Here is a 16609-nt window from a genome sequence, read left to right on the forward strand (position 1 = left end):
TTTAAACAGGACAGTTTGGCCAGTGGTAGTTGGCAAGACATAAACCCAAGGAGGTGTTCAATTTGGCCAAAGTCAGCAAATGGAGCGAGAGGCTGTTTGGAACGCCGCTCTTCGAGCCAATAGTAGCTTTTTCGTATCTGTTTCCACTCAGCTACATAGCGCTATTCCTGATAATTCCCGTGGTTTTAATGCTCGGTGTGGCCTTCATATACAACGGACACTTCTCCCTCGAGTGGTTCAGAAGCATACTAACGGACCCAACGTACATAAGCTTTAGACCCGACGGAGAGCTCGTCAAAGTCGTCCCGGGGCCGGGAGGAGAAACCCTCTACCTCTTTGAAGGCCTCGACTTTGGAATCATTTTCAACTCAATCATACTGGCGATTGTTGTCACCCTTGCCACGGCCATCCTCGGAACGGTCTTCGCCTTCGTTATGGCCCGCTACGACTTCAAGGGCAAGAACCTCATTAGAATTCTGCTCTTCATCCCGCTGCTCGTCACTCCTTTCGTCAACGCCTACGTCATCAAGAAGATGTTCGCCATAAACGGAGTGTTCAACTATATCTTCCACGACATCCTCGGCATTCTTCCGCTCATTAAGGTTGATGGTCTCGCCGGTGTCGCGCTGGCGCAGATAATGGCCTACTATCCAATAGTATACCTCAACGCCTATGCGAGCTTTATCAACATAGACCCAACCCTGGAGGAGCAGGCCGAAAACCTCGGAAGCAAAGGCTTCCACCTCTTCAGGACGGTGACCTTCCCGCTCGCCCTTCCGGGCATAGCCGCGGGAGCGACGCTCGTCTTCATCTTCAGTCTCGAGGATTTGGCCGCACCAATAGTCTTCCACAGCCACCCATTCGCCAAGAAGCTTATCTCCTATGAGATATACAGCAGCTTCATCAACGAGCTCGGTGTCACCAGCCCCAAGGTAGCGGCCCTCTCGATAATCATGCTCGTATTGGCCATAGCGGCCTTCCTTGGAATCAGGAAGTACGTCAGCCTGAGGCAGTACTCGATGATAAGCAAGGGCGGAAGGTGGAAGCCGCGTGTTTCAAAGCCCAAGTCATGGCAAGCCGCTATAATTTACCTCGTCCTCGTTCCGCTGCTGATCTTCACCATCTTCCCTCAGATAGGTGTCATAATGCTCGCCTTCTCGGAGCAGTGGAGCACCACCCCACTCCCACAGGGCTTCACCCTCGACTGGATTAAGATGATGTTCACTGATCCACAGGTCAGCTCTGCCATCGTCAACAGCCTCACCTACGCTGGATCAGCAATAGTGCTCATAATCCTGCTCTCAATTACGTCATCCTATGCCGCGGGCAGGTTCAAGGGCAAGCTCGGACCAATACTCGAGAGCGTTGTCATACTGCCCATGGCCGTCCCAGGTATCGTCGTGGCGATGGGATACTTCTACTTCTTCTCGTCGGCATTTAAGGGAACCCTCCTCGACCCAACGAACCTCAACGCCTTCAACCCGGCGTTTGTGCTCATACTGGCCTACTCCATCAGGCGTCTGCCCTTCGCGGCGCGCTCAACTTACGCCGGACTGCAGCAGGTTCACGTTTCCCTTGAGGAAGCGGCCATGAACCTCGGCGCAACGAGGTGGAAGACCATAGCGAGCGTCCTCATGCCCCTGATTTACCTAAACGTCTTCGGAGGCGCGATGCTGAGCTTCGTCTATGCCATGAGCGAGACAAGCACGAGCATAACCCTCGGTGCAATGCAGCCAGATAAGATGCCGATGACCGCTTACATGGCCGAAGTCCTCAGGGGAGCAACTGGAAGCGTCCACATAGTGGCCGCGATGGGTGTGCTCCTCATCGTGGTGCAGATAACGTCAATAGTGATTGTCAACCTGCTGACCAAGCAGAGGTACTCCTTCATCGGTCTCACATGAGGTGATGAAAATGGTTGAGGTCAAGCTTGAGAACATCGTCAAAACCTTTGGAGATACCGTCGCCCTCAAGGGGATAAACCTTGACATAAAGCACGGCGAGCTCTTCACCCTGCTCGGACCGAGCGGATGTGGAAAGTCCACAACCTTGAGAATAATAGCTGGCCTTGACTTCCCGGACAGCGGAACCATATGGTTCGACGACCAGGACGTTACCTACATGAGCTCCAGCGAGAGGGGAGCGGTTTTAGTCTTCCAGAACTACGCCCTCTGGCCACACATGACGGTGTTCGACAACGTCGCCTACGGTCTGAAGATCAAGAAGCTTCCGAAGGATGAGATAGAGAGGAAGGTCAAGTGGGCGCTGGAGCTGGTCAAGCTCTCGGGCTTCGAGGATAGGTATCCAACCCAGCTCTCCGGCGGTCAGCAGCAGCGTGTCGCCATCGCTAGGGCCCTCGTCGTTGAGCCGAAGATACTCCTCCTCGACGAGCCGCTGAGCAACCTCGATGCCAAGCTCAGGCTTGAGATGCGTTCCGAGATAAGGAGGATTCAGCGCGAGCTTGGAATAACAGTCCTCTACGTCACCCACGACCAGGAGGAGGCTATGGCAATCAGCGACAGAATAGCCGTTATGAACGTCGGAACGGTTGAGCAAGTAGGAACGCCGAAGGAGATATACGAGAGCCCCAAGACCGAGTTCGTCGCTTCCTTCATGGGCAAGACCAACGTCATTCCGGCCAAAGTCATCGAGAGGAACGGGGACAGGGTTACCGTCGAGTTCGAGGGTATAAGGCTGGATGGTCTTTACTACACCGAGAAGAGCGACAAAGTTGTTATCGTCATAAGGCCGGAGAGGATAAAACTCAAGCCCGTCGAGAAGGCGGTCTCATTCACAGGAACAGTAGACCTCATTGAATACTACGGCTTCTTCGTCGAGGTCATTGGCCTCTTCGGGGAGACCAGGATTATCTCCAGAACCATCAGCGACAAGGAAGTTGCCCACCTTAGACCGCTCCAAGAGGTCACATTCTACGTTGATAGGGACGATATAATCGTCCTTCCAAAGCAGCAGCTTTAAATTCCCTTTTCTCCATTTCCCCTTGGTGGCACGGATGCTCGAACACTTCAACGAAGGACAGGTTTACGAGGTTCTCCTGGTTACGCACTCCAATGCCACTCCAGTAGGTGCGGTCAGGAAGGGAGAGGCTCTCAACTTCAAGCTCTTCGGTGGGAGAAGTGCGGAGGAGCTGAAAGCCCATCCCTACGCCTCGATTCAGATAACAAACGACGTCGAGCTCTTGGTCAAGCTCGCGCTAAACATTCCAGTGAACGTTGAGTTCGCGGAGGGAACGTCCCATCGCTGGATTAAAGGCCTTCCAGGGATTTATGGGGAAGTTAAGCTCATGGAAGAAACCTACGAGGACGAACTCGGAAATGCCACCGTTCTCAGGTGTTCCCTCAAACCAGAGGGCGTTATAGAGGGTTCCCTTCCCCCTCGACCCATAAGCCGTGCCGATTACCTTCTCCTCGAAATGGCAGTTGATTTGACGAGGCTCTTCGTGACCACGAGGGAGGTAAAGGTTGAGCTGGCAAGGAACCTCTACGAGCGAATTTGGATAAACTATCAGATGTATAAACGCTTCGGAGGAAACTCTGAAATTGCCGAAAAAATTATGGGATGGGCAGTCTCGTCGCTCAGATGGAACCCCTGAACTTCAAATGCTGTTTAGAAAGGGAAAACTTATAATTCAGTTTTCCTATGGATGTCTTGGTGATACCATGCTGGGCAAAAGAATAATAGTCCTGTTGGTAGCCCTTTTCACCTTGACAGCAATTCCAACGACCACCGTTTCAGCCATAGCAACTGACCTCGCCCCGGGGGACGTTTTAGTCAAACCACTTCCAGGTGCTCCAGCGATAGGGCTCCCTGGAGACACCATTGAAATCTACCCCGCTGAGGGTGTTACAATACAGAGCCTCCAGATAATCTCAATCCTCCACGGTCCCTACGACCTCCAGATACTAGACACTGAGAACAGTGTAATAAAGGCCAAGATACCTGATGATGCAGTCCCAGATGTCTATTTCCTCGTCGTCAAGAGCGACAAGGGCGAGGTAACCATACCCAACGGCGTGTGGGTCATGAAGGAGGCACCCACTGTTCTCAGGATAGCCCAAGGAAGCGACCTCCACATCACGAGCGGCTCCAAGATGGGGTTCGTCTGCGGTGACTACTTCCAGAAGAGCACCACCGAGATACTCGAGTACTGCCGGAATCCGATACCTCTGCACAGCTACACCGCTACCGACAGCTTCATGACGTACTACGCAATGGTGGGTTTGAATGGAGAGAACATTGTGAACATTATCCTCTCTACAGGTGACGATGTCGACACCAACGGCGACAGGACAGGTTATCAGATGCTCGACGAGACCATACTCCACGCCACGGCCGCTGGAACACCTTTCATAAGCGTGAAGGGCAACCATGACCACCCACCGACCTACTACACCGAATACGTTGGCCCGAGGTACTTCTATGAGGTCATCGGGAACTTCATCATCATAGGACTCGACAGCCGCGGCGAGGAGAGGCACCCCGAGATGGAGCAGCTCGAGTGGATGGAGCAGGTTCTCAAGGATCACCCAGGCAAGATACCCATAGTCCTCGTTCACCATCCGTTCTGGTACATAAGCAGGTACGAAGGAGGAGTCGTTGAGAACCTTACTGCCTTCGACGACAACGACTGGCAGCAGATAAAGAAGCTCGCCAGCTGGGACTGGGTCGGAAAGAACGGAGAATATGAGGACATCGCAAGGAAGTTCCTCCAGATAGTGGAGGAGTACAATGTCAAGCTCATCCTCAGCGGACACATACACAAGGACAAGCCCGTCCTCTACATCGACAAGAACGGCAACAAGCACTGGTTCTACACACTCACCACTACTGGCGCCCCGGATAAAACCAGCAACCCACCAAGCCAGACCGACATTAACAGGGGCTATACCCAGCCCTCATGGTACGGCTCCCAGGTCATCTATGTCTATTCCGATGGAAAGGTTGAGTTCCCGTTCGTGAACGACCTCTTCGCCGAGAACACGATAATCTCCCTCCCAATACCACAGAAGTTCATAGTCTTCAGGCAGAACGGTGAAGAGGGGACGGCAGTCAAGTTCATCAACGAGCTCGGCCAGAGCATCAGCGGGCCGTTTGTCCTCGAGATTCCGGAAGGGGCCAAGATAGACCCGCAGGCCACTAACATAACCTACACCGTCCTGGGCGAGAGGGAAATCGGCGGAACCTACTACATGCTCCTTAACATCACCGTTCCAGAGGGAATGAGCCAGATAGCAGTGGTCAAAGAGACCGATACCAAGGCACCAGAGGTGAGCATCGGCTACCTCTCGCCGAGCAAACCCAAGCCAGGACAGGCCTTTAAGGTCTACATCAGCGCCAACGACAACGTCGGAATCAAGGACATGAAAGTTGAGGTCATCGTCGACGGAAAGGTCGTTGCTGAGTATCCAGCCTTCTCGATGAAGCCGGCTGAGGTTGAAGCAACCTACTTCACCGAGATTCCTGGAGTGGACGCAGAGAGCTTCACCATCAAGGTCATAGCGACCGACTTCTACGGCAACACTGGAGAAGCCGAGTACACTTACTCGGGCACTGCTACACCAACTACAACCACCCCAACTGCCTCTGGCGAAAGCACCTGTGGTCCAGCCGCCCTCGTTGGTCTGGTGATGATTCCGCTCCTCCTTAGAAGGAGGAAGTGAGAGGCATTTTCCCTTTTTATTATTACTCTCTGCCCACTTTTGAGAGTATAGGAAGAGAAGAGTTTTTAAACCATCCCCTAAACCCTACCATGGTGGTGAAGGTGAAGTTTAAGGGGAAGGCCTTTGGTAACCTCGTGAGAATAGAGTTTGACATACTCACCCTTGGCGAGCTTAAAATAGATGACCTAAGAGACTTTGATGTTAAATCGATTAAAATAGAGCTCAGGCCTACGTCATCGGGTATCAAGGTCATAGGCATATGGGAGGGAACGGTCGACAATACCGGCGAGGGAATAAAAAAGGCCCTTGAGGAGAGCTACAAACTCCGCGAGAGGATTCTCAACAAGATAAAGAGCAAGACCGAGGCGATAAGGAGCACAATGCGCCAGCTCGGCTTCAGGGAGGAGATCGAGGGGTACGGCAGCGTCATAAGGTTCATCAAGAAGATCGGCTCCTACGAGATAGTTGTGGTCGCATCAACCACCGATGACATGGTCAGGGTCGAAGTTTACGGCAACGACAGAAAGATAATCAGCCCCGAGATAGAGAGCATCTTCGAGGACGTCGAGATAGAGGAGCTTGAGATATACGACCTCGAGGACGAGAAGGAAGAGAGGCTCGTCATCAATCTTGAGATACCGAGGAACGAAGAAAAGCCAGAAAGGAAAATAGTGGAAGCCATTAGAATGATAGAAAACATGCTGATGGCATGACTCACCTGTACTTGCTCTCCAGCTGTATTCTCTTTAATTTTGAGGTTATCCCCTTTATTGGCACGGTATCCTCGCTGAGTATCCTTCCAGTTCGGGTATCGAGTCTGGCGTAGTAGAATCTGTCATTTCCTGAAAGCTTGATGTTGATGTAAGCCTTGTCTTTGTAGTGGGCCAGTCTCCCCGTTTTTGGTTCTCCTCTCTGTATTTCCTCCTGATGTGCTCGCGGTACATTGCTTCTACTGCCGTCTCCGTGAAGCGGACGTCCTGGCTGAGAATCTCCCCCGTGGCCCTATAGAGGAACTTTTTAACCTTAGTCCCCCCGCAAATTCGATCTCCCCGTGCTCGTGGAGTTCAATCCCCTTGAGGACTGCCTCCTCATCGATTTCCTTAGCCTTCTCCTCGGCAAGTTTCTCCGCCAGCTCCCGTTTGAGAATCCTGTGAATCTCCTTAATGAGCTTTCCGTCCTTGCCCACGGGATCTTCACTTCGTGTTTCTCATCTTCAGCCGAGACAATGTACTCTGCATCTGCCTCCTCAATAGAAGTTATTGTGAAGTTCGGGTACCTGCCGGCTACTATCTCCTTGACACGTTCGGGCGTTATTTCAATACGGTAGTCAAGGACATCCCCCGTGGCACCATCGACTTTCACGATTGCCCTTCTATCCTCGCTCTCCAGGTTCAGCTCGAGGTACTTATGCTTGAGCATGCGGTAGCCTTTAAGCTCCAGATTCCTGAGGGGAAAGTCGCCTCTAGACATCTTTGACGTTCTTGTATGCATCCTCCGGCGAAGGAAGCTTTCTCACCTCGGCATAGCTCTCCCTCGTGAGATCAACCTCAAGGACGGCGATGCCGTCCTCACCCAGAACCTCGGCGATCACAAGTTTTTTTGTTCTTCTCCAGACCCAAAAGTTGCCCGTTGGATAGACCGTCTTCAGGAGCTCATTGAGAGCCTCATCGCTCATCAGGCACCCTATTCTATGGGGCCGCTCAGTGTACTCTTTGAACGAAACCTTGAAGGAGAACCTCTCGGTTCTTCCAGTAATTTTCACCTTTCCCTTCTCCCTTTTCAGCCCGATTTCAGGGGGGCTCGTCCCCGATGAAGTCCATAACCAAGTTCTCTGCTTTCTTCACAAAATATTCATCCGGAAGGGGGCTATATGTTGAATTCCATTTCACCACTCTCGAGGTCTATCTCCGCTCTCGCCCTGTTGTCCCCGACCTTAAGCTCAAGCTCGGCCACCTTCAGAACATACACCTTCTTCCTCTCGTGGATGACCACCTTACCATCGAGACGTTCAGGTCTTTTGAGGCCTTGATTTGAGTATAAGAACGGCCGCACTTGGGCTTATATTCCTCTCGGTGGCGCGTATTATGGAGCGGTCGTTGAGGAGGATCTTTGTGATAAGAACACGAAGCTTCTCGTTGGATGTACCCTGAGGACGACTACCGGGCGAGAAAACAACGGCCTTATCCTTATCTCCGCCCTCAACGGACCACAAGAAAATGTAGGCGCTAGATAGGGTAACTGAGAGAGACTCGAGCTCAACCTCCTCTGCCTTTATCAGATACTTCGAGGAGGCAAAGGAGGCAACCTTCTTAACGACACTATCGGCTGAGAACTCATACAGCAGGGGAACATCTAGTTCGAACTCCTCAAGCGGACTCTCCTCACCTTTCTTCTCTTTCTTAGTCTCTGCCATTCTGATAATCTCAGAGGGAGGCTCGATGGAGTAGTTGTTGAAGAGCAAGACGAGCTTCTCACCGTCCCACGGGATTACCCTTCCCCTGTATTCCCTCGAAATTAGAACCTTAGCGTCCTTTGTAAACCTCATGATCGAGATAAGTATCCCCTTGTCGGCCTTTGTATTTATCCACGAGGCCGGCAAAGACGTTAACATCCCGAGAAGCGGCGAGCCTCTTGTGGTGAATCGCTATAACGAGCTTTTCCGTTCCAGAGAGGGGATCACCGCGTATGGCAACTACATCAATTCCCCACTCTTTCTTGCTTGCAACCTTCTCGCAGTTCCAAAAGCCCATTCTCTTCAATAGCTCGATGACGTTCTCAATAAACGTTTCCTCCGATGCAAGCATTATCAAATCCAAGGTCCACACCATCATTCTTACCCATGGCAAGAATCCACCACAGAATATTATTACTTTAAGGTATTTTATAAATCTCTTTCCCCAGAGTTCATTATCACTGCAGGTGTTCAAAATAAGTTTTTAATGTCCTCCATTTAACATCTCCACGGTGATGAGATGTTCAAGCTCACCGACTTCAACTATCATGGCAAAACCGTTTTTCTGAGGGTCGATTTGAACTCCCCTGTCAAGAATGGAAGGATAATCAGCGACGCCCGCTTCCAAGCGGTTCTGCCTACCATCGTTTACCTCCTCGAACAAGGGGCAAAGCTCGTCATAGGAACCCACCAGAGCAAGCCCCACAAGGGAGACTACATCACCACGGAGGAGCATGCCGAGATTTTGAGCAAGCTGCTCGGCCAGGAAATTGAATACGTCGAGGACATCTTCGGAAAGTACGCACGCGAGAAAATCAAAGCCCTCAAGCCCGGAGAGGCAGTACTCCTCGAGAACCTCAGATTCGCCGCAGAAGAAGTCGAGTACAAGTCCCTCGAAAAGTGCGAGAGAACCTACTTCGTGAGGAAGCTTGCTCCACTAATTGACTACGTCGTGAACGACGCCTTCGCTGCGGTGCATAGAAGCCAGCCTTCGCTGGTCGGCTTCGCCCGCTTAAAGCCGATGATAATGGGATTCCTCATGGAGAGGGAAGTAGAAGCGCTCACCAGGGCATACGAAACCAATGATGGGCAGAGGGTTTACGTTCTTGGGGGAGCGAAGGTAGACGATTCCCTCCGCGTGGCTGAAAACGTCCTCAAAAAAGGTAGAGCAGACCTTATACTCACAGGTGGATTGGTGGGGCACGTCTTCACCTTGGCCAAGGGATTCCATCTGGGAGATGCCAACCTGGAGTTTATGGCCAGAAAAGGTCTTCTCGATCTTGTGGACTGGGCGGAGGAAATACTAGACTACTTCTACCCGTTCATCAAGACGCCCGTAGATTTTGCCGTTGACTACAAGGGCGAACGCCTCGAGGTTGATCTGCTCAGCGACCAGAAGGCCCTCTTCGATGAATATCCAATACTTGACATAGGCTCTAGGACGATAGAGAAGTACCGCGACGTGCTCGCCAAGGCTGAAATAATAGTCGCCAACGGCCCGATGGGAGTGTTCGAGCGTGAGGAGTTTGCACTCGGCACGGTTGGGGTCTTCAGGGCAATAGGGGAAAGTACCGCCTTCAGCGTCGTCGGTGGCGGGCACTCGATAGCGAGCATCTACCAGTACAGGATAAAGGGAATAAGCCACGTCTCGACCGGCGGCGGGGCTATGCTGAGCTTCTTCGCGGGCGAAAAGCTGCCGGTGCTGGAGGCGTTCAGGATAAGCTACGAGCGGTTCAAAGAAAAGACAAAAAGGTAGAAGGCTCAGTCAATGGTGGCCTTCCTGAACTCCAGAGCGGCTATTCCGACGAAGATCACCGCGAGCACTGTAAGCACCGTCCAGTCGATGGCTATGCTGAAAGTCGGCTCTATTCCGGCAAGGTAATAGCGCGCCCCATCGACCGCGTAGGTCAGCGGATTGAGCTTGGCCAGGAACTGCATCCAGTTGGGCATGCTGCTTATCGGGAAGAACGCACCGCTCAGGAAGGTCATTGGAAGCATCAGCATGGTGATGATTATCTGGAAGCCCTCCATGCTTGTCATCCTCATGCCTATGGCCATGCCGAGACCTGAGACGGCTACGCCGACGAGGAAAGCCATCATCAACGTTGGAATGACCCCCGAAAGCTTCAGCCCATCAACAATGAGGAAGCTCAGCGCGAGGATTATTATTCCCTGGATCATGGCCATCAACGCTCCGCCGACGCTCCTGCCTATTATCGCCTCGACTCTCGATGCAGGGGCAACGAGGAGCTCCTTGAGGAAGCCGAACTGCCTGTCCCATATGAGCGTTATGCCCTGCATGAAGCCCATGTTGAAGACGGTCATTGCCACTATTCCGGGCACCATGAAGGTCATGTAGTCAACTCCGCCGAATATCATGCTCGCGCCAGGGAAATTAAATGCCCCAGCCCAGCCCTTGCCGAAGAATATCAGCCAGATGAGCGGGTTTAGGAGGGAGCCTATAACCCTTGCTTTCGAGCGGATGAAGCGCTTTATCTCGCGGTATATCATGGTAGTAAAGACCCTCATGCTCTCACCTCCTCATCCTTGCACGCATCACCATTTTCATCGCGTTGCTCTCGCCGCCCTCGTCGCGTATTTCCCTGCCGGTGAGGTGGAGGAAGACGTCGTTCAGCGTTGGCCTGTGGTAGGTAACCTCGAGTATCTTAACTCCACCCTCGCTGGCAAGCTCGAAGAGCTTCGGCAGTGCCTCAGCCGCGTTTTCAACGTCGAGCCGAACTCTGCCGTCTGGCAGGAGCCTGCAGCCCTTTATGAAGTCCGCCTTTATGCACTTGAGCTCCTCCTTCGGGCTCTCGAGTCTGAGGTAGATTATGTCATTCCCGACGAGCTTCTTTAGCTCATCAGCCGTTCCTTCGGCAATTATCTTCCCGTGATCCATAATGGCTATCCTGTCAGCCAACTGCTCCGCCTCGTCCATATAGTGTGTGGTAAGAAAAATCGTCATGTCGTGCTCCTCCTTCATGGCCTTGATGTACTCCCAGATGTGCGCCCTCGTCTGAGGGTCAAGGCCTATGGTCGGCTCATCGAGGAACAGTATCTCGGGCTCGTGGAGCAGAGCACGGGCAATCTCAAGTCTGCGCTGCATTCCACCCGAGAAGAACTTAACCGGCCTGTTCCTGAACTCCCAGAGCTCAACGAACTTCAAAAGCATCTCTATCTTTTCCTTGAGCTCGTTTCTACTCAGGCCGTAAATCCTGCCGTGGATGAGCATGTTCTCGTAAGCTGTGAGATCTCTATCAACGCTTGGGTCCTGGAAGACTATGCCTATCTTCTTCCTGACCTCCATCGGCTCCTTCACAACGTCGTGGCCAGCCACAATGGCCCTTCCGGCGGTCGGCCTGAGGAGGGTCGTTAAAACATGAACGGTGGTGGTCTTTCCAGCCCCGTTCGGCCCGAGGAAGGCAAATATTTCGCCCTTCTTCACTTTGAATGAAATCCCTTTAACGGCCTCGAAGTCGCCATATTTTTTCACGAGATTCTCAACCTCAATGGCGTGCATTTCAATCACCTCCGAGAAGAATGAGCTTAACTCCCCTTGCGAACTCCCTCATAGCGTGGCTTAACTCCTTTTTCTGCTCATCACTGAGCTCAGGAAGGCTCTCCAAAACAAGGTGTAGAGCGCTTCCAACTTCCCTCCCGCCAAGTTCGACGAACTCGTTGAAAAGCTCGGCCTTGGTTATGGCCTCCCGGAGTTCCTCCTCGTGAAGTTCGAGATACTCAAGCCCCTTCTCCGTTATTCGGTAAACTTTCTTATCTCTCTCACCCTCTCCCGAGACCTCTATGAGTCTACTCCTCCTAAGGCTTGCGAGTATAGGATATATCGTCCCAGCACTTGGGGTTGGAATCCCGAATCTCTCACTGAGCTTCTGCATTATCGCGTAACCATGCATGGGCTCTTCTTCCAGAAGGCTCAGGATGAGAAGCTTCAGATGCCCCTTAAATTTTGGCCTCTCCAAATACATCACCAGATATATCGAAAGATATATCGTTTAAAAAGATTTTGGTTCGGAAGGCTTATTACGTTACGGAGAATAACGTTTCGGGGATGGTCATGAAGCTCATTTTAAAACCGTTATTCGATGCTAAGCTTCCAGCGGGTTTCGAAGAAATATTGAAAGCCAAGCTCATTGGCAGGGAAATTAAAGCAGGCCAGGAAATCGAAGTCGATTTGCTGGGGAAGCCGCTCCGCTTCAAGGTCATCTACGCGGAGCCCGAAGTCCTCAAGGTCAGCAGGGGGACAATGGTAGAGTTAGCCAGTGGAGAAACGCTCGTTGTTGACCTCGAGTTCGACGAGCCTATTAGACATTTGATTTCCTTCGAGAACGGCTTCGTTCTCGTCTTCCTGAGGAAAGTTCTAATTCTGAACCAAAACGGGCAAAAGATTTATAGCGACGAGTTCGAGGAGGTAAATAAAGTTAGCACCTCCAAAGACACAGTGGTGATAGTCCATGGCAAGCGAAAAGTCAGGCTCGTTAAGCCTTGAGGGCTTCACCTTTTCCGAGAGCTGGGAGAAAAAAAGGAAGAGGGCCAAAAAAATCGTAGAGATACTGACGAAGACCCACCCGAGGGAGAAGCTTCTCATCGGCGACCCGTACAGGACGCTTATTCATTGCATAATCTCCCAGAGGATGCGCGATGAAGTTACCTATAATGTGTGGGAGGAGCTATTCAAAAGATACGGAGACATTGAGACGATAGCAACAACGCCGGTTGAAGAGATGCAGAAGTTCTTGAGGAAGAGCGGCGTCGGCCTCTGGAAGACCAAGGGTGAGTGGATAGTGAAGGCGTCCCAAATAATCCTAGAGAGGTATGGGGGAAAGGTCCCCGACAGTCTTGACGAGCTTATGAAGCTTCCGGGCATAGGGCGGAAATGCGCCAACATAGTTTTAGCGTATGGCCTCGGCAGGCAGGCGATTCCAGTTGATACCCACGTGAACAGGATAAGCAAGCGCCTAGGCCTGGCTCCCCCGAGGGTTCAGCCGGAGAGGGTTGAAGACTACCTGAGGGAGCTCATCCCAAGGGAGAAGTGGATATACGTGAACCACGCCATGGTTGACCACGGAAGGGCGATATGCAAGCCGGTGAAGCCAAAGTGCGAGAGCTGTCCGCTCAGGGAGCTCTGCCCCTATGCTAAAGGCCTTGTCACAGACGAGGACATAAAGGGAAACTCGAAGAAGGGTGGGAAGTAATTAACGGGGGAAGAAACGGGAAGTAATATGGGAAATCATTCCTCTTCTACCTCTTCCCCCGCCAACTTCCTGAGCTTGTCGAGGTCGGAGCCAACCGCTATGAGGACGTCACCCTCCTCTATCTTATCGTCCTTTCCCGGGTTGTAGATGTAGCGCGTTCCGCGCTTTATCGCGAGAATTCTCGTTCCAATCTTGCTCGGAAGCTTGAGCTGTTTAAGGGTTTTGCCTATGAGGAGAGAAGCAGGATGAACCGTTACCCTTCCAAGCTCCTCCTCGGTGTCCTCCATAATCTTCTTAATTATTGGGTGCGGCTCGACGTCTCTGAGGATGAGATCCGAAATCTTGTAGGCGGCATCTGAAATCTGCTCGTTTGTATCGGCCATGTCGATGACGCTCAGAAGCTTAACTGGGTCTTCCTCCTTTTTCGCCACCAACAGGGCAAGGCGCTTGACCTTCAAAGTAAGCTCGTCCATTCTCTCCTCTAAGAGGTAGACCTCCTCAGCTATATCCTCGCTGTTGTACATGACAGCGGAAAAGGCGAGGTCAACCATGAGGGACGAGAGGTCCTTCATCTCAATGAGGCAGTTCCTAATCTCATCGAGCTCATTCATTGCTCATCACCTTTATGTTGCCCCTTGCTATCTCTTTGAGGTACTCTATCGAGGTCCTCGTGCCCCTGCCGATTAGTATGTCCCCGGGGAATACCTTGAAGTCCCCATCGGGGTCGAATATCCAGCGCTTCCCGCGTCTGACCGCTATAATCCAAACTCCGGTGTTAGTTGCAAGGTCAAGCTCCTCGAGGGTCTTGCCGACAAGAAGCGAGTCTGCCGAGATGTAGATTTTCCCTATTATCTCCTCGCTGCCGAGGATGGCCTCAGTGATAACGGGGTGGAGCTCGACGCCCTCGAGAACCATCTTGGCCAGGTCTGCGGCTGCGTTTGACATATCATCTATAGCGTGGGCCATGTGAAGTATCGACGTTATCTGCTCGGCCTCTTTGGGGTTCCTTGCGGCCAGAACCGCGTGAACCATGAGGTGGTAATTGAGCAGGTCCAGATATTCCTCCAGTTCAAGGACTTCCTCCGCTATTTCATCCTCCTTGAAGAGAACGGAGGAATAAGCCAGGTCAACCATTAACTCGGCGGTGTTCTTCATCTCAACGAAGATGTCCTTAACGTTTTTGGGAACCTCGATTTCGTCCCACTCTTCCACCAGACTCTCACCGATAGGGGAATCGAGGGGAATCTTATTTAGTTTTCGCCCGCGAAAAGTTTAATACCCACCGAGGTCAACGTTTAGGGGGTGAGATGGATGGAGAGTGATGCCAGTGATAGTCCAGGACCTCAAAGGGAAAGTAAAGAACGCTTACAGGGTCTCGTTGCCATCGTTAGTCGTCTCTCTGATAATTGGGTTCTTCGGCGGAACTTTCCTCGGTACGTACCTTGACAAGATAAATCGCGATTACCCGGGTCTCCTCGTCATTCTCCCCGGCATGATGGGTCTCCGCGGCAACGTTTTTAGCTCTATGGCCTCACGCTTCTCCACGATGCTGTATCTCGGTGACCTCGAACCATCCCTAAGGGATAAGAAAGTCCTCAAGAACATCGCCATAGCCATGCTCCTCTCACTGATTCCCGTCACAATTCTATGGGCCATTGGAGTACTCAGGGGGATACGGTACCATGCCCTTGAAATCCTCCTTGTAGTGGTGAGCTCGACCATACTCGTATCCTTTATCCTCGGCTACTTCACGGCCTTTGTGACGATATTCGCGTTCAAGAAGGAGATAGACCCGGACAGCATAGCATCTCCACTCGTCGCCTCGATGGGCGATTTGCTCACGATTCCGGCGCTGATAGCGTTCATACTCCTCCTGGAAAGGTCAAAGGAGATCTTCTGGGGAAGCAACTTGGTTCTGATTGTTCTCCTCCTGTTCCTGATTGGGATTTCACGGGTTAGAAAGGCCGAGCTCCTGGAGCTCAGAGAGCTTTTTACAATAATTACGGCCCTCGCTCTCCTCTCACTTATATCCGGCTTCACACTTCAGCGCTTCAGCGGGCTGATTCAGGCGTCTATAATCCTCGGTTTTGCCTACCCCTCAATCTTGAGTAGCTTCGGAAACTACGGCTCGATAATAGCCGCTAAAACTTCAACAGCGCTCCACCTCGGTGAAATAGATGGTTACTTCTCGAGGGAGCCCTTTTTGGAGATAGTCTCACTCTTCCTCACGACGCCAATTATCGGCCTGCTGATAAACGCCTTTGGGATCCTTATAGCTTACCTCATACTTGGCGTTGAACCGAGGGTCATATACGAGCTCGTTCTCAGCTACCCCTTCATGGCCCTCTTTATCATGCTCTACTCCTACACCATCTCATACTTCCTTTTCCAGAAGAACATCGACCCAGACAACGTTGCAATTCCGCTCATCTCCAACAACAGCGATATATTTGGGACGATTTATGTCATCCTGATAGCCAAGCTCATAGTGGGTGGTTGAGGTGCTTGGGCTTTCAACCACGGCCCTTGATGGGGAGTTTGAGGTTTGGATTGAGAAGGTCAAAAACCTCGGCTTTGAGTTCATTGAATTCGTGAGTGAGTGGCCGCGATATCTGACGCATGAGAACTACCGCCATTTCGCAGAAGTCATAGAATCTTCCGGCCTGAAGCTCAGCATCCATGCCCCATTCAGCGACGTGAACATCGGGGCGTTTAGCGAACGCATAAGAAGAGCTTTCCTCGAGGTTCTCAGGGAGACCCTTGAGGTCGCGGCTCAGATGAATGCCACTGTAGTTACCATCCACCCAGGCCACTGCTCGCCGCTCAGCATAAAACACCGCGATAGGTACCTCAAGATACACAGGGAATCGCTCCACAGGATAGCTAACTGGGGTGAGGAGCTCGGCATTAGAATCGGTGTAGAAAATATGCCCCGCTTTCCCATTCTGGATGCCCAGAGCTGCGACAGACTCGCAGAGCTGGTGGAGGGCATCGAGATAGGAGTCACTTTTGACGTCGGCCATCTGAACACGACGACGGCTAATTTCGACCGCTTCCTTGAACTTCTAGGGGACAGAGTAGTCCATATTCACCTCCACGACAACCTAGGAGAGCGGGATGAACACCTGCCCCTCGGTGATGGTGCGGTACCATGGGAAAAACTACTTCCCAAGCTGCCGAAGGTGACCAAAGCACTCGAGGTGGCGGACATAAAATCAGCGGGAAAAAGCCTCAAATTTTTGAAAAGCCTGCATTGATGAACCTTC

At 51.9% G+C, this 16609-nt stretch carries 20 protein-coding genes; 10 read left to right on the forward strand and 10 right to left on the reverse strand.

The annotated features are described in order from the left end of the window. The first annotated feature begins 29 nt into the window (after positions 1 to 29). The 5 genes from A7C91_RS00510 to A7C91_RS00530 all read left to right on the forward strand — a co-directional run bounded on the left by A7C91_RS00510 (position 30) and on the right by A7C91_RS00530 (position 6394). Positions 30 to 1904 (forward strand): ABC transporter permease, encoded by a 1875-nt coding sequence (locus tag A7C91_RS00510; RefSeq protein ID WP_234394410.1) that lies wholly within the window; start codon positions 30 to 32, stop codon positions 1902 to 1904. A 10-nt stretch (positions 1905 to 1914) separates the two neighbouring features. Further along, entirely contained in the window at positions 1915 to 2979 is a 1065-nt protein-coding gene (locus tag A7C91_RS00515) for an ABC transporter ATP-binding protein (protein WP_068663957.1), read from the forward strand. A gap of 34 nt (positions 2980 to 3013) precedes the next feature. Continuing rightward, complete coding sequence (locus A7C91_RS00520; RefSeq protein WP_068663965.1) at positions 3014 to 3613, forward strand: DUF447 domain-containing protein; 600 nt, start codon at positions 3014 to 3016, stop codon at positions 3611 to 3613. A gap of 67 nt (positions 3614 to 3680) precedes the next feature. Continuing rightward, entirely contained in the window at positions 3681 to 5681 is a 2001-nt protein-coding gene (locus tag A7C91_RS00525) for a metallophosphoesterase (protein WP_068663975.1), read from the forward strand. Positions 5682 to 5770: 89 nt separating this feature from the next. Beyond that, positions 5771 to 6394, forward strand: a complete 624-nt coding sequence (locus A7C91_RS00530; protein ID WP_068667344.1) for a hypothetical protein — start codon at positions 5771 to 5773, stop codon at positions 6392 to 6394. Between the two features lie 310 nt (positions 6395 to 6704). Here the strand turns inward: A7C91_RS00530 and A7C91_RS11395 are convergent, their stop codons facing one another. The 5 genes from A7C91_RS11395 to A7C91_RS11410 form a co-directional block, all read right to left on the reverse strand. After that, positions 6705 to 7151, reverse strand: a complete 447-nt coding sequence (locus A7C91_RS11395; protein WP_234394411.1) for a hypothetical protein — start codon at positions 7149 to 7151, stop codon at positions 6705 to 6707. Then, positions 7144 to 7356, reverse strand: a complete 213-nt coding sequence (locus A7C91_RS11400) for a hypothetical protein (protein ID WP_234394412.1) — start codon at positions 7354 to 7356, stop codon at positions 7144 to 7146. Before A7C91_RS11400 ends, A7C91_RS11395 begins: the two co-directional genes overlap by 8 nt. 191 nt (positions 7357 to 7547) lie before the next feature. Beyond that, positions 7548 to 7673 (reverse strand): hypothetical protein, encoded by a 126-nt coding sequence (locus tag A7C91_RS12095; RefSeq protein ID WP_267886238.1) that lies wholly within the window; start codon positions 7671 to 7673, stop codon positions 7548 to 7550. A gap of 16 nt (positions 7674 to 7689) precedes the next feature. Then, positions 7690 to 8226: a hypothetical protein gene (locus A7C91_RS11405; RefSeq protein ID WP_234394413.1), complete on the reverse strand. Its 537-nt coding sequence runs from the start codon at positions 8224 to 8226 to the stop codon at positions 7690 to 7692. Further along, positions 8204 to 8527 (reverse strand): restriction endonuclease, encoded by a 324-nt coding sequence (locus A7C91_RS11410; RefSeq protein ID WP_234394414.1) that lies wholly within the window; start codon positions 8525 to 8527, stop codon positions 8204 to 8206. Before A7C91_RS11410 ends, A7C91_RS11405 begins: the two co-directional genes overlap by 23 nt. 126 nt (positions 8528 to 8653) lie before the next feature. Here A7C91_RS11410 and A7C91_RS00540 point away from each other — a divergent pair, with 126 nt between their 5' ends. Then, complete coding sequence (locus A7C91_RS00540; protein WP_068663977.1) at positions 8654 to 9889, forward strand: phosphoglycerate kinase; 1236 nt, start codon at positions 8654 to 8656, stop codon at positions 9887 to 9889. 5 nt (positions 9890 to 9894) lie between these two features. Here the strand turns inward: A7C91_RS00540 and A7C91_RS00545 are convergent, their stop codons facing one another. From A7C91_RS00545 to A7C91_RS00555, 3 genes are read right to left on the reverse strand one after another with little or no spacing between them, the layout of a single operon-like run. Beyond that, on the reverse strand, positions 9895 to 10662 hold the full coding sequence (locus A7C91_RS00545) for an ABC transporter permease (RefSeq protein WP_068663979.1): 768 nt from the start codon (positions 10660 to 10662) through the stop codon (positions 9895 to 9897). A gap of 4 nt (positions 10663 to 10666) precedes the next feature. Further along, complete coding sequence (locus tag A7C91_RS00550) at positions 10667 to 11653, reverse strand: ATP-binding cassette domain-containing protein (protein ID WP_068663981.1); 987 nt, start codon at positions 11651 to 11653, stop codon at positions 10667 to 10669. A gap of 1 nt (position 11654) precedes the next feature. Then, the gene (locus A7C91_RS00555; protein ID WP_324609526.1) at positions 11655 to 12116 is read right to left on the reverse strand and encodes a PadR family transcriptional regulator; all 462 of its coding nucleotides are present in this window, start codon (positions 12114 to 12116) and stop codon (positions 11655 to 11657) included. Positions 12117 to 12199: 83 nt separating this feature from the next. Here A7C91_RS00555 and A7C91_RS00560 point away from each other — a divergent pair, with 83 nt between their 5' ends. Together A7C91_RS00560 and A7C91_RS00565 are read left to right on the forward strand one after the other, a co-directional pair. Further along, positions 12200 to 12637 carry a DUF6849 domain-containing protein gene (locus A7C91_RS00560; RefSeq protein WP_324609491.1) on the forward strand — a complete coding sequence of 146 codons (438 nt, stop codon included), beginning with the start codon at positions 12200 to 12202 and terminating at the stop codon, positions 12635 to 12637. Then, positions 12603 to 13343, forward strand: a complete 741-nt coding sequence (locus A7C91_RS00565) for an endonuclease III domain-containing protein (RefSeq protein ID WP_068663991.1) — start codon at positions 12603 to 12605, stop codon at positions 13341 to 13343. The genes A7C91_RS00560 and A7C91_RS00565 overlap by 35 nt, the downstream gene beginning before the upstream one ends. A 35-nt stretch (positions 13344 to 13378) precedes the next feature. On the opposite strand, the gene A7C91_RS00570 is transcribed toward A7C91_RS00565, so the two are convergent. Further along, positions 13379 to 13954: a potassium channel family protein gene (locus tag A7C91_RS00570; protein ID WP_068664000.1), complete on the reverse strand. Its 576-nt coding sequence runs from the start codon at positions 13952 to 13954 to the stop codon at positions 13379 to 13381. Beyond that, a complete protein-coding gene (locus A7C91_RS00575; RefSeq protein ID WP_068664002.1) occupies positions 13947 to 14555 on the reverse strand; it encodes a potassium channel family protein in 609 nt (202 codons plus the stop codon). Before A7C91_RS00575 ends, A7C91_RS00570 begins: the two co-directional genes overlap by 8 nt. A 109-nt stretch (positions 14556 to 14664) precedes the next feature. Here A7C91_RS00575 and A7C91_RS00580 point away from each other — a divergent pair, with 109 nt between their 5' ends. After that, entirely contained in the window at positions 14665 to 15843 is a 1179-nt protein-coding gene (locus tag A7C91_RS00580) for a magnesium transporter (RefSeq protein WP_068664004.1), read from the forward strand. 1 nt (position 15844) lies between these two features. After that, positions 15845 to 16600, forward strand: a complete 756-nt coding sequence (locus tag A7C91_RS00585; RefSeq protein WP_068664005.1) for a sugar phosphate isomerase/epimerase family protein — start codon at positions 15845 to 15847, stop codon at positions 16598 to 16600. Positions 16601 to 16609 lie beyond the last annotated feature (9 nt).

The organism is Thermococcus piezophilus (assembly GCF_001647085.1).
Lineage (GTDB): Archaea > Methanobacteriota_B > Thermococci > Thermococcales > Thermococcaceae > Thermococcus > Thermococcus piezophilus.

Coding starts and splice junctions, on each gene's coding strand:
- A7C91_RS00515 (WP_068663957.1), top strand. CDS start 1,915: ATGGTTGAGGTCAAGCTTGAGAACATCGTCAAAACCTTTGGAGATACC.
- A7C91_RS00520 (WP_068663965.1), top strand. CDS start 3,014: ATGCTCGAACACTTCAACGAAGGACAGGTTTACGAGGTTCTCCTGGTT.
- A7C91_RS00525 (WP_068663975.1), top strand. CDS start 3,681: ATGCTGGGCAAAAGAATAATAGTCCTGTTGGTAGCCCTTTTCACCTTG.
- A7C91_RS00530 (WP_068667344.1), top strand. CDS start 5,771: ATGGTGGTGAAGGTGAAGTTTAAGGGGAAGGCCTTTGGTAACCTCGTG.
- A7C91_RS11395 (WP_234394411.1), bottom strand. CDS start 7,151: ATGTCTAGAGGCGACTTTCCCCTCAGGAATCTGGAGCTTAAAGGCTAC.
- A7C91_RS11400 (WP_234394412.1), bottom strand. CDS start 7,356: ATGAGCGATGAGGCTCTCAATGAGCTCCTGAAGACGGTCTATCCAACG.
- A7C91_RS11405 (WP_234394413.1), bottom strand. CDS start 8,226: ATGAGGTTTACAAAGGACGCTAAGGTTCTAATTTCGAGGGAATACAGG.
- A7C91_RS00540 (WP_068663977.1), top strand. CDS start 8,654: ATGTTCAAGCTCACCGACTTCAACTATCATGGCAAAACCGTTTTTCTG.
- A7C91_RS00545 (WP_068663979.1), bottom strand. CDS start 10,662: ATGAGGGTCTTTACTACCATGATATACCGCGAGATAAAGCGCTTCATC.
- A7C91_RS00550 (WP_068663981.1), bottom strand. CDS start 11,653: ATGCACGCCATTGAGGTTGAGAATCTCGTGAAAAAATATGGCGACTTC.
- A7C91_RS00555 (WP_324609526.1), bottom strand. CDS start 12,116: ATGTATTTGGAGAGGCCAAAATTTAAGGGGCATCTGAAGCTTCTCATC.
- A7C91_RS00560 (WP_324609491.1), top strand. CDS start 12,200: ATGGTCATGAAGCTCATTTTAAAACCGTTATTCGATGCTAAGCTTCCA.
- A7C91_RS00565 (WP_068663991.1), top strand. CDS start 12,603: ATGGCAAGCGAAAAGTCAGGCTCGTTAAGCCTTGAGGGCTTCACCTTT.
- A7C91_RS00570 (WP_068664000.1), bottom strand. CDS start 13,954: ATGAATGAGCTCGATGAGATTAGGAACTGCCTCATTGAGATGAAGGAC.
- A7C91_RS00580 (WP_068664004.1), top strand. CDS start 14,665: ATGCCAGTGATAGTCCAGGACCTCAAAGGGAAAGTAAAGAACGCTTAC.